Genomic DNA, 11,249 nt, shown 5'->3' on the forward strand with positions numbered 1-11,249 from the left:
CGCCGCCGCCCGCCGCGCGCGGGATGCCGCCGGCGCCACCCAGGGGCTGCGCCACGCCGGCTGCTTCGCCCTCACCGTGCCGGACGCGGTGGAGGCGCTGCTCGGCGCCGAGACGGGCGGCCTCGCCCCCGCCCAGGGCGCCACCCGCCTGGCGCATGACGAGGCCGGCCGGGTGGTGGAGCAGCCCACCCTGGCCGCGCGCCGCGCCCTCGCCTTGCAGGGGGAGCGCGCCCTGGCCCTGCTGGCCCCGGTGCCCGATTCGGCGCGGGAGGCGATGGACGCCGCCATCCGCCCCTATCTGCACGCCGCCAGCCCGGTGCCGGCGGCCCGGCCGCTGCCGGCCCGGCCGCGGCCGCCGCCGCGCCCCGCCATCGCCCCTGGCGCCGCCCCCGGCACTGGCCTGCACGGGCAGGTCTGGCGCGTCGTCGTCGGCGGCCACCGGGTCACGCTGCGCGCCACGCAGTCGGCCACGGGCGGGCTGGCCGAGGTCGGGCTCACCGCCGGCGGCAAGGAGGGCAGCGGCTTCCGCGGGCTGCTGGAAGGCTTCATCCAGGCGGTGAACATCGGCCTCGCCCGTGGCGTGCCGCTCTCCGACTATGTCGGCAGCTTCGCCTACACCCGCTTCGGCCCCGCCGGGGCGGTGGAGGGCGACCCCGAGATCCTCTGCGCCACCTCGGTGCTGGACTGGGCCTTCCGCCGGCTGGCCATCGCCCATCTCGGCGGCGAGGCGGCGCGGCGCCTCTGGCCCGACCCCTCGCTCGAGGAATGCGCGGTGGAGGCCACCGGCACGCCGGGCGACCGTGGCCCGCTGCTGCCGCTCGACCTGCCGGCGCAGCCCTCGCCCGCCGCGCGCCGCCGCACCCTCCGCTTGGTGGGCTGAGCGGCGCCTTCCCCTTTCCCGCCATTCCCGCCGACACCCAATAGCCACCGAACACAAGGAGACGTCCCATGGCCGGACGCATCGAGGCGCGCCTCGCCGAGCTTGGCATCACCCTGCCCGTGCCGGCCGCGCCGGTCGCCAACTACGTGCCCTTCACCATCGTCTCGGGCGGCACGCTGGTCGTCGTCTCCGGCCAGGTGCCGATGCGCGAGGGCAAGGTGGCCTTCACCGGCAAGCTCGGCGAGGTGATCGACATCGAGACCGGGCAGCAGGCGGCGCAGCTCTGCCTGGTGAACGTGCTGGCGCAGCTCAGGGCGGCGGTGGGCGACCTCGACCGGGTGACGCGGGTGGCGCGCCTCGGCGGCTTCATCGCCTGCGCCCCCGCCTTCACCCAGCACGCCCAGGTGATGAACGGCGCCTCGGACCTCGCCGTGGCGGTGTTCGGCGAGGCGGGGCGGCATGCGCGCAGCACCATCGGCGTGCCCTCCCTGCCGATGGACGCGGCGGTGGAGGTCGAGGGCCTGTTCGAGGTGGCGGCGTGAGCACGGCGCTGCCGGCGATCGAGGTCAGCGACGCGCCGGACGCCGATGCGGAGGACGTGGTGCTGAAGGGCATCATCGCCTTCAACGAGGCGGCGGTGGGGCCTTCCGGCCGCCGCCCGCTCTCGGTGCTGGTGCGCGACCCGCAGACCGGCGCCGTCCGCGGCGGCCTGACCGGCCGCACGGACAAGAAGTGGCTGTTCATCGAGCTGTTCTGGCTGCCCGAGGATCTGCGCCGCGGCGGCCTCGGCGCCGAGCTGATCGCGCGGGCGGAGGCGGAGGCGAAGGCGCGCGGCTGCGTCGGCGCCTGGCTCGACAGCTACAGCTTCCAGGCCCCTGCCTTCTACATCAAGCAGGGCTACACCGAGTTCGGCCATGTGCCGGACAACCCGGTTGGCCACACCCGGCACTTCTTCCGTAAGGTGTTCTGAGAGGCGCAAGGTGTTCTGAGGGGCCAAAAGAAGCCGGGCCGGGGAATTCATTCCCCCGGCCCGCCTCCCTACATGGGGCGCTGACAGACAAGGCGGAGGCGGATGGCGGCAGGATTGGGTCTGCTGGGCGAGGGACTGGCCCGGCTCACCAGCGAGGCGGAACGGGCGCTCAACGAGACGACGCTGCGCATCGCCATCACCGGCCTCAGCCGCTCCGGCAAGACGGTGTTCATCACCTCCCTCATCGCCAACCTGCTGGCGCTGGGGCGGGGGCGGGACACGCTGCCGGCGCTGCGCCGCCGCATGGCGGAGGAGGGGCGCCGCATCCAGGCGGTGCGGCTGGAGCCGGCCGGCACCCAGGCGCTGGACTGGTTCGACGCCGCCGACAAGCTGCGCGACCTGGCCGGCGCCACGCCGCACTGGCCGCCCCGCACCAGCGACCTGGCCAGCGCCACCCTGACCCTGGTGGTGGAGCGCCCCGGCGACTGGGGCCGCTGGCTGCCGGCGCGGCGGGTGCGGCTGGAGATCCTGGACTATCCCGGCGAGTGGCTGCTCGACCTGCCGCTGCTGGAGCAGAGCTACGAGGAATGGTCGGCCGCCACGCTGGCGCAGCTGCGCCAGCCGCCGCGCGCCGCCCTGGCCGGGGATTTCCTGTCCTTCCTGGCCGGGCTGGACCGCAACGCCCCGGCCGACGATGCCGTGGCCAAGCGCGGCTTCCTGCTCTACCGCGACCTGCTGGCGGCGGCGCGCGACCGGCACGGGCTGCGCTGGCTGCAGCCGGGCCGCTTCCTGGTGCCCGGCCCCAAGGGCGAGAGCCCGATGATGTGGTTCTTCCCGCTCCCCGGCCAGGGCAGCCCGGCCGCGGGCAGCCTGCGCGCCGCCCTGGCCGAGCGGTTCGACGCCTATCGCGACGATATGCGGCGCAGTTATTTCGACCCCTGGTTCGCCCGCTTCGACCGGCAGGTGGTGCTGGTCGACGCGCTGGGCGCGCTCTGCGCCGGCGAGGGCGCCTTCACCGATGCCCGGCAGGCGGTGGCGCAGATCGCCCGCGCCTACGATGCCCGCTCGCGCTCCCGCTGGCTGGGGCTGCGCACGCTGCGGCGGGTGGCCTTCGTCGCCACCAAGGCGGACTACGTGCCGCAGGCGCAGCGTGGCGATTTCCTCTCGCTGTTCCGCGGCATGGTGGGCACGCACGGCCATGCCGGCGGCCCGGCCATGACCCATGCCGCGATCGCCGCGCTGCGCTGCACGGAGGAGGGCGAGCCCGCTCCCGGCGGCGCGCCGGTGGTGCAGGGCGTGCCGATGGGCGAGACGCGGCGGCGGCCCTTCCGCCCCGGCCAGATCCCGCCGCAACCGCCGGCTCCCGACGATGCGTTCTGGCGCCGGCCCTATTTCGAGCTGCCCGTGTTCCGCCCGCCGGTGATCGACCCGGACGGCCGGGAAGGGCTGCCACACCTGGAGATGGACCGGCTGATCGCCTGGCTCCTGGAGGATGCGCTGTGACCCGCCCGGACCGCACTATCCCGGACCGCACTATCCCGGACCGCCCCACCCCGCGAGGCCCCCGGTGAACGCCGGCCCCGGCTGGGCCGACGAGCCCGAGCGCCCGCGCACCGCCACCCGCGCGCCGGAGCCCGTGCTGGCGGGCGATCTCGGCCCCGCCCTGCTGCCGCCGGCCGAGGGCGGGCTGGTCCGCCATGGCGAGCCGGTGGCATTGCAAGGGCCTGGGCCGCTGGCGGGCGCCGGCTGGCTGGCCTCGCTCGGCACGGTGGGGCTGGCGGCGGGGCTGCTGGTGCTGGGCAGCTTCGGCCTCTGGCTGGAACTGATGGTGGCGGATCTGTTCACCGCCTCGCCCGTGCTGGGCTGGCTGGGCAGCGCGCTCGGCCTCGGCGTGGGCGGGCTGCTGGCGGTGGCGGCGGGGCGGGAATGGCGCGCGCTGCGCCGGCTCGACTCGCTGGAGCGGCTGGCCGGCGCCGTCCGCGAGACGCCGGACGCCGCCCCGCCGCCGCCCGCGCTGCTCGACTGGGCGGAATCCGTGGCGCGCCGCCTGCCGGAGGCGGCGCCCGCCGTGGCCACGCTGCGCCGCGCCACCACCATGGCCGAGGCGCGCGGCCTGCTCTCCGCCGGGCTGCTGCCGGTGCTGGACAAGCAGACCCGGAGCTTGGGCGGGCAGGCGGCGCGGCAGGTCTTCCTGACCACCGCCGTGCTGCCCTCCCCGGCGCTGGACGCGGTGGCGATGGGCTGGCTCGGCCTGCGGCTGATGCGCCAGGTGGCGGTGCTGCACGGGGTGCGTCCCGGCACCTTCGTGCTGGGCCGGCTGCTGCGGCGGCTGGCGCTTTCCGCCGGGCTGGCGGCGGGCGCCGACATCGTCACCGAGGCCGGCGTGGAGCAGCTGGTGGAGGGCCATGCCGCCAAGCTGGCCGGCGGCGCCGCGGGGGCCGCGGTGGCCGCGCGCCGCATGGTGCGCCTGGCCGGCGCCACCGCCCTGGCCTGCCGCCCGCTCTAGGACCGGGCTTCCCCGCGCGGGAGAGAGAAGCGGGCGCGGGGCGCCGCCCCGCCTTGCGCGTTCCCGGTTGCGGCGCACATGCTGGGCCATGCCCGATGGTGCCCCCGAGCTGACCCTGCGCCTGCATCCCGCCATCGCGGAGATTCCCGCGGCGGAGTGGGATGCCTGCGCGGGGGACGACAACCCCTTCGTCAGCCATGCCTTCCTGTCGGTGCTGGAGGACAGCGGCTCGGCCTCCGCCCGCACCGGCTGGCTGCCGCAGCACGCCGCGCTGCGCGACCCGGAGGGCCGGCTGCTGGCCGTGGCTCCCGCCTACGCCAAGAGCCACTCCTATGGCGAATACGTGTTCGACCATGCCTGGGCGAATGCCTTCGAGCGCGCGGGCGGGCGCTACTACCCGAAGCTCCAGGTGGCGGTTCCGTTCAGCCCGGTGCCGGGGCCGCGCCTGCTGGCCCGCCCGGATTCCGGCCTGCCGCCGGGCGCGCTGGCCCAGGCCCTGGCGCAGGCGGCGGAGCAACTCGGCCTGTCCTCCGCCCATGTCACCTTCTGCACGGAGGCCGAGTGGCACGCGCTGGGCGAGGCCGGCTGGCTGCGGCGCATCGGCACCCAGTTCCACTGGAGCAACGCGGGCTATGGCAGCTTCGAGGATTTCCTCGGCGCCCTGTCCAGCCGCAAGCGCAAGCAGCTGAAGCGCGAGCGGCGGGACGCGCAATCGGCCGGCCTCACCTTCCGCATGCTGCGCGGCGCCGAGATCACGCCGCGCCACTGGGCCGCCTTCCACCGCTTCTACATGGACACGGTGGACCGCAAATGGGGCAGCGCCTACCTGACGCCGCGCTTCTGGCCGCTGCTGGCCGAGCGGCTGGGCGAGCGGGTGGTGCTGATGGTGGCCGAGCAGGAGGGCCGCCCCGTCGCCGGCGCGCTGAACCTGATGGGGCGGGAGGCGCTCTACGGCCGCAACTGGGGCACCACGGTGGAGACGCCCTTCCTGCATTTCGAGCTCTGCTACTACCAGGCCATCGACTTCGCCATCGCGCACGGGCTGAAGCGGGTGGAGGCGGGGGCGCAGGGGCAGCACAAGATCCAGCGCGGCTACCTGCCGGTGCCCACCTATTCGGCGCACTGGATCGGCCATGGCGGGCTGCGCCGCGCCGTCGCCGAGTTCCTGGACGCCGAGCGCCCCGCCATTCTGGAGGAGATGGCGGCGCTGGTTGAGGCCTCGCCCTTCCGCCAGGAGGACTAGGCGGAGGACTGGGCGCGCCCCCGCTTGGCGCCACCCCGGAAGCCTGCGACCCTGCGCGCGCCAACCGCCGCGCCGGAGCCGCATGCTGACCGCCTATCTCCAGTTGGGTTCCTCGATGGCGCTGGTCGGCCTCAACGTGGCGGTGGCGAAGCTGCTGGCGGGCGCCCTGCCCATCGCGCTGATCGTGCTGCTGCGCTGCCTGCTGGCCTGCGCGGTGCTGTGGCCGCTGGCCCGGCTGCGCGAGGGCGGCGCCATCCCCTCCGGCGCCGTGCTGCGCAACCTGGCGCTGCAGGCGGCGCTGGGCACGCTGCTCTACAACGCGGCCCTGCTCACCGGGCTGCGCCACACCTCGGCGCTGGAGGCGGGGCTGGTGCTGGCCACACTGCCGGCGGTCATCGCCCTCGGCTCGGCGCTGTGGCTGCGCGAGCGCCTGCCGCCCCGGCAATGGGCGGCGGCGGCGCTGGCGGTGGGCGGCATGGCGGCCATCACCCTGGCGCGGCTGGCGGGCGAGGGCGGGGGGGGCGGCAGCCTGCTCGGCAACGCGCTGGTGTTCCTGGGCGTCTGCGGCGAGGCGGCCTATGTGCTGCTGGCCAAGCGCATCGCCGGCCGGGTGCCGGTGTTCACCGCCAGCCTGTGGATGCAGCTGTGGAGCGCGGCCCTGATGCTGCCCTTCGCCCTGCCGGTGCTGGGGGGCGTGGCGGCGCTGGCCTCGGCCGAGGTCTCGGCGCTGCTGGTGTTCCACAGCCTCACCGCCTCGGTGCTGTGCCTGCTGCTCTGGTATGCCGGGCTGCAACGCGCGCCGGCGGGGGTGGCCGGCATCTTCACCGTGTTCCTGCCGGCCACCGCCGCGCTGGTGGCGGTGGCGCTGCTGGGCGAGCATTTTTCCCCGATGCACGGCGCCGGGCTGGGGCTGATGCTGGCCAGCATCGGGCTGGCCACCTGGCCGGGGAGGCGGCGCGGGTGAAGGCCTGGGTCTCCTGCACCGGCGCCGCGCTGCTGGCGCGGGACGCGGCCGACTGGGCCGCGCAGCTTTCCTACGCCCAGGCCGGGCAACTCTCGGAGGTGCAGCGGGCGCAGCGGGAGAGCTGGGGCGCCCTCATCGTCACCCTCCAGGCGGCGCTGCGCGAGGCGGGCGGCGAATCCTGGCAGGTGCTGCTGGAGGTGGAGATGCTGCGGCTGGAACGCCGCATCGACGCCGTGCTGCTGACCGACCGCGCCGTTCTGGTGCTGGAATACAAGCACGGCGCCACCGGCTTTGCCGCACCCGACCTCGCCCAGGTGGAGGATTACGCGCTCGACCTGTTCGACTTCCACGCCGCCAGCCGGGCGCACCCCGTGGTGCCGCTGCTGCTGGCGAGCGGCGCGGCGGCGCCGGTGAACCAGTGGCCGATCTTCCTCCCTGGCGTGACGACGCCGGTGCTGCGCGCCAGCCCCGCCAGCCTCGGCGCGCTGCTGCGCGGCATCCAGGCCGCCATCCCCGCCCCCGCCGCGCCGCTCGACGCCGCCGCCTGGGAGGCGGCGCCCTACCGGCCGGTGCCCACCATCATCGAGGCGGCGCGGCGGCTGTTCGACCGGCACGGGGTGGAGGCCATCGCCACGGCGCGGGCCGATGCGCGCAACCTCACCCGCACCACGGCGGCCATCCGCGCCGCCATCGGACAGGCACGGGCGGAGGGGGCGCGGCGCGTGGTGTTCGTCACCGGCATTCCCGGCGCGGGCAAGACGCTGTGCGGGCTGAACCTGGCCTTCGGCCCCGCCGCGGAAGGCAGCACCGCCTTCCTCACCGGCAACGCGCCGCTGGTGGCGGTGCTGCGCGGCGCGCTGGAGCGGGATGCGCGGGAGGCGCAGGGCCGCGGCGCCCGCCAGCCGCGCCGCGAGGCGCGCGCCGTATTGCAGAACGTGCACCGCTTCCTGGAACACCATGTCCGCCACCCGGCCGAGGCACCGCCCGAGCATGTGGTGGTGTTCGACGAGGCCCAGCGCGCCTGGGACGCCGCCCAGGCGGGGCGGGACACGCAGCGCCGCAGCTCCATCCTCACCACCTCCGAGCCCGGCCACATGCTGGAGATCATGGCGCGGGTGCCGGGATGGTCCGTCATCGTGGCGCTGATCGGCAACGGGCAGGAGATCAACACGGGCGAGGCCGGGCTGGCCGAATGGGGTCGGGTGATCGGCGCCAGTTGGGCCAAAGGGGGCGGTGGCCTCTGGGGGGCGGTGGCGGCGCCGCGCGCGCTCTCCGCCGCGGAGCCGGCGCAGCGCCTGGCGGAGGGCCACCCGCCACGGCTCACGCTGGAGGAGGATCTGGACCTCACCGTACCGGTGCGCTCCATCCACCACGAGCGCAGCGCGCAATGGGTGGCGGCGGTGCTGGAGGAGCGGCCGGAGGAAGCCGCCGCCATCGCCGCCGATCGTTCCACGGGGGGCGGGCTGCCCTTCTTCCTGACGCGCGACCTCGGCGCGCTGCGGGCCGGGCTGCGCGCCCGGGCGCGGGGGCTGCGCCGGGCGGGGCTGGTCTGCTCGGCCAAGGCCAAGCGCCTGCGCGCCGAGGGCCTGGGCGCGCAGCTGCACGGCGCGGATGACGAGGTGGTCAACTGGTTCCTCAACCGCTGGCCGGATGTGCGCGGCTCGGACGCGCTGGAGGTCTGCGCCACCGAATACGCCTGCCAGGGGCTGGAACTGGACGTGGTGGGCCTGGCCTGGGGCGGCGACTTCATCCGCGGCGCCGAGGGCTGGCAGGCCCGCCGCTTCGCCGGGCAGGACTGGCAGCGCGTGGCCTCGCCCGAGACGCGGCGCTACCTGCGCAACACCTACCGCGTGCTGCTGACGCGCGCCCGGTACGAGACGCTGATCTACGTGCCGCGCGGCGACGAGGCGGACCGCACCCGTCCGCCGGCCGAGTTCGAGGCCGTGGCCAATTACCTGCAACGCTGTGGCGTTGGAGTGTTTTGAAAGCACGTTCTTTTTTGGAAAAAAGAACCAAAAAACTTTTGTCAGTTTGGCGTGGCGCGGGTGGATAGCGGAACGCCAGACTCGAAAAGTCTTTTTGCTTCTTTTTCTTCAGAAAAAGAAGATCTCCGACAACACCCCTTCCTCTTCCGCGTTGGCCGTCCAGCACGCCACGCAGCGGAAAGGGAACAGCCATGGCCAAGACGGTCGGGGACTTCGTCTGGGAACGCCTCGGGCAATGGGGCGTCCGCCGGGTCTATGGCTATCCGGGCGATGGCATCAACGGGCTGATCGGCGCGCTGGATCGGGCGAAGGAGACGATGCCCTTCGTGCAGGTGCGGCACGAGGAGATGGCCGCCTTCATGGCCACCGCCCACGCCAAGTACACGGGCGAGGTGGGGGTGTGCCTGGCCACCTCCGGCCCCGGCGCCATCCACCTGCTCAACGGGCTGTACGACGCCAAGGCGGACCACATGCCGGTGCTGGCCATCGTCGGCCAGCAGGCGCGGGCGGCGCTGGGCGGGCATTACCAGCAGGAGGTGGACCTCTCCGCGCTGTTCAACGACGTGGCGGATTATGTGCAGCAGGCCAGCGTGCCGGAGCAGATCCGCCACCTGATCGACCGCGCCATGCGCATCGCCCAGGGCGAGCGCAAGATCGCCTGCCTGATCCTGCCCAACGACCTGCAGGAGCTGGAGGCGGTGGAGACGCCGCCGCACGCGCACGGCACCATCCACAGCGGCGTGGGCTATGCCGCGCCCCGCGTGGTGCCGGAGCCGCAGACGCTGCAACAGGCGGCCGAGGCGCTGAACGCCGGCGAGCGCGTGGCCATGCTGGTGGGCGCCGGTGCGCTCGGCGCCACGGACGAGGTGCTGGCGGTGGCCGATGTGCTGCAGGCCGGCATCGCCAAGGCGCTGCTCGGCAAGGCCGCGGTGCCGGACGACCTGCCCTGGGTCACCGGCTCGATCGGCCTGCTCGGCACCGAGCCTTCCTGGAAGATGATGCAGGAATGCGACACGCTGCTGATGGTGGGCAGCGGCTTCCCCTATTCCGAGTTCCTGCCGAAGGAAGGGGCGGCGCGCGGCGTGCAGATCGACCGCAACCCCTCGATGCTCAGCCTGCGCTACCCGATGGAGGTGAACCTCGCCGGCGACTCGGCCGCCACCCTGCGTGCCCTGCTGCCGCTGCTGAAGCGCAAGGAGCCCGGCAAGTGGCGGGACCGCATCGGCGGCTGGACGGAGGATTGGTGGGCGCTGCTGGAGAAGCGCGCCATGCAGGCGGCGGAGCCGATCAACCCGCAGCGCGTCTTCTGGGAACTCTCCCGCCGCCTGCCGGAGCGCGCCATCATCGCCGCCGATTCCGGCTCCACCACCAACTGGTATGCGCGGGACGTGAAGCTGCGGCGCGGCATGATGGCCACGCTCTCCGGCGGGCTGGCCAGCATGGGCAGCGGCATGCCCTACGCCATCGCCGCCAAGTTCGCCCATCCGGAGCGGCCGGTGGTGGCCATCGTCGGCGACGGCGCCATGCAGATGAACGGCATGAACGAGCTGCTGACCGTGGCCCGCTACTGGAAGGAATGGTCCGACCCGCGGCTGGTGGTGATGGTGCTGAACAACCGCGACCTGAACCAGGTGACCTGGGAGCAGCGCGTGATGGGCGGCGACCCGAAGTTCCTCGGCTCGCAGAGCCTGCCGGAATTCTCCTACGCCGCCTTCGCGGAACTCGCCGGGCTGCGCGGCATCGCGGTGGACGACCCGGAGCGCGTCGGCCCCGCCTGGGACCAGGCGCTGGCCATGGACCGCCCCGTGGTGCTCGACTTCCGCACCGACCCGAACGTGCCGCCGCTGCCGCCGCACATCACGCTGAAGCAGGCCCAGGCCTTCATGCGCAGCATGTTCGGCGAGCCGGAGCTTGGCAGCGTGCTGGCCAACACCGCGCGGCAGGTGGCGAGCCGGGTGTTGCCGAAGCGCGACTGAACCGGCACGCGTGGCGGCTTTCGCGAGAGGTTTCCTTCTGTTGCAAGCCTTTGTCGTGGTAGGCTGAGACACCCGCTCAGCAACAGATGACTGAGGCCATGCCGCGCGCTTACGCCGATCGTTCTTCCGACCCGTCTTCCGGCAGCCCCGAGGGCCGCTTGGCCGCCGGCACGCGCCGCTTCGCCTCGCCCGCCGTGCAGGCGGCGCTGCGGCGGCGCGGCGCGGAGTTGCTGGGGCTGGTGCTGGCGCTGGGCGGCCTCGGGCTGCTGCTGGCGCTGATCAGCTACAACCCGGCCGATCCCTCGCTGAACACCTCCGCCACGCGCGCGCCGACCAACCTCGCCGGGCCGGGCGGCGCCATCGTCTCCGACCTGCTGCTGCAGGGCTTCGGCTGGGGCGGCTACCTGCCGGTGGGGGTGATGCTGGGCTGGTCCTGGCGGCTGGCCACGCATCGCGGCCTCGCGCCCTTCGTGGGGCGGGTGGCGGCGGTGCTGGCGGCGGCGCCGATGCTGGCCGCCGCCATCGCCCTGGCGCCGCTGCCGGAAGGCGCCCCGACCCTGGCCGGGCCGGGCGGCGCCGCGGGCGAGCTGCTGCTGGGCAAGATCCTCGGTCTCGCGGGCGGCCTGTTCGGCCCCTTCGGCGCGGTGATCGGGCAGGTGGGCACGGTGGCGCTGGCCGGCTCGCTCTCCTTCGCCGCGCTGGTCGTGCCGCTGCTGGCCTGGCGG

Annotated in this window: 10 protein-coding genes; all 10 read left to right on the forward strand. The window is 74.4% G+C overall.

Going from position 1 to position 11,249, the window contains the following annotated elements:
• A partial coding sequence (locus ACFOY6_RS22675) for a TSCPD domain-containing protein (protein WP_456316954.1) occupies nt 1-880 on the forward strand: 880 nt, incomplete at its 5' end.
• 68 nt (nt 881-948) lie between these two features.
• Complete coding sequence (locus ACFOY6_RS22680) at nt 949-1,422, forward strand: RidA family protein (protein WP_109517916.1); 474 nt, start codon at nt 949-951, stop codon at nt 1,420-1,422.
• Nucleotides 1,419-1,850, forward strand: coding sequence for a GNAT family N-acetyltransferase (locus ACFOY6_RS22685; RefSeq protein WP_245906482.1), 432 nt, complete (start codon nt 1,419-1,421; stop codon nt 1,848-1,850). Before ACFOY6_RS22680 ends, ACFOY6_RS22685 begins: the two co-directional genes overlap by 4 nt.
• 102 nt (nt 1,851-1,952) lie before the next feature.
• Nucleotides 1,953-3,353 (forward strand): YcjX family protein, encoded by a 1,401-nt coding sequence (locus ACFOY6_RS22690; protein WP_379652311.1) that lies wholly within the window; start codon nt 1,953-1,955, stop codon nt 3,351-3,353.
• A 64-nt stretch (nt 3,354-3,417) separates the two neighbouring features.
• Nucleotides 3,418-4,356 (forward strand): DUF697 domain-containing protein, encoded by a 939-nt coding sequence (locus ACFOY6_RS22695; protein ID WP_379652312.1) that lies wholly within the window; start codon nt 3,418-3,420, stop codon nt 4,354-4,356.
• 88 nt (nt 4,357-4,444) lie between these two features.
• Nucleotides 4,445-5,599 (forward strand): GNAT family N-acetyltransferase, encoded by a 1,155-nt coding sequence (locus ACFOY6_RS22700; RefSeq protein WP_379652313.1) that lies wholly within the window; start codon nt 4,445-4,447, stop codon nt 5,597-5,599.
• 82 nt (nt 5,600-5,681) lie between these two features.
• Nucleotides 5,682-6,563, forward strand: coding sequence for a DMT family transporter (locus tag ACFOY6_RS22705; protein WP_379652314.1), 882 nt, complete (start codon nt 5,682-5,684; stop codon nt 6,561-6,563).
• Nucleotides 6,560-8,548, forward strand: a complete 1,989-nt coding sequence (locus tag ACFOY6_RS22710) for a DNA/RNA helicase domain-containing protein (protein WP_379652315.1) — start codon at nt 6,560-6,562, stop codon at nt 8,546-8,548. The genes ACFOY6_RS22705 and ACFOY6_RS22710 overlap by 4 nt, the downstream gene beginning before the upstream one ends.
• A gap of 191 nt (nt 8,549-8,739) precedes the next feature.
• Entirely contained in the window at nt 8,740-10,524 is a 1,785-nt protein-coding gene (locus tag ACFOY6_RS22715; protein WP_379652316.1) for a thiamine pyrophosphate-requiring protein, read from the forward strand.
• A gap of 98 nt (nt 10,525-10,622) precedes the next feature.
• On the forward strand, nt 10,623-11,249 hold a 627-nt coding region (locus ACFOY6_RS22720; RefSeq protein ID WP_379652317.1), incomplete at its 3' end, for a DNA translocase FtsK 4TM domain-containing protein.

The organism is Teichococcus aestuarii, assembly GCF_042651065.1.
Lineage (GTDB): Bacteria > Pseudomonadota > Alphaproteobacteria > Acetobacterales > Acetobacteraceae > Pseudoroseomonas > Pseudoroseomonas aestuarii.

Bases quoted from the DNA above. Each gene is read 5' to 3' on its own strand.
- ACFOY6_RS22680 (WP_109517916.1), top strand. From the start codon at position 949: ATGGCCGGACGCATCGAGGCGCGCCTCGCCGAGCTTGGCATCACCCTG.
- ACFOY6_RS22705 (WP_379652314.1), top strand. From the start codon at position 5,682: ATGCTGACCGCCTATCTCCAGTTGGGTTCCTCGATGGCGCTGGTCGGC.
- ACFOY6_RS22715 (WP_379652316.1), top strand. From the start codon at position 8,740: ATGGCCAAGACGGTCGGGGACTTCGTCTGGGAACGCCTCGGGCAATGG.
- ACFOY6_RS22690 (WP_379652311.1), top strand. From the start codon at position 1,953: ATGGCGGCAGGATTGGGTCTGCTGGGCGAGGGACTGGCCCGGCTCACC.
- ACFOY6_RS22700 (WP_379652313.1), top strand. From the start codon at position 4,445: ATGCCCGATGGTGCCCCCGAGCTGACCCTGCGCCTGCATCCCGCCATC.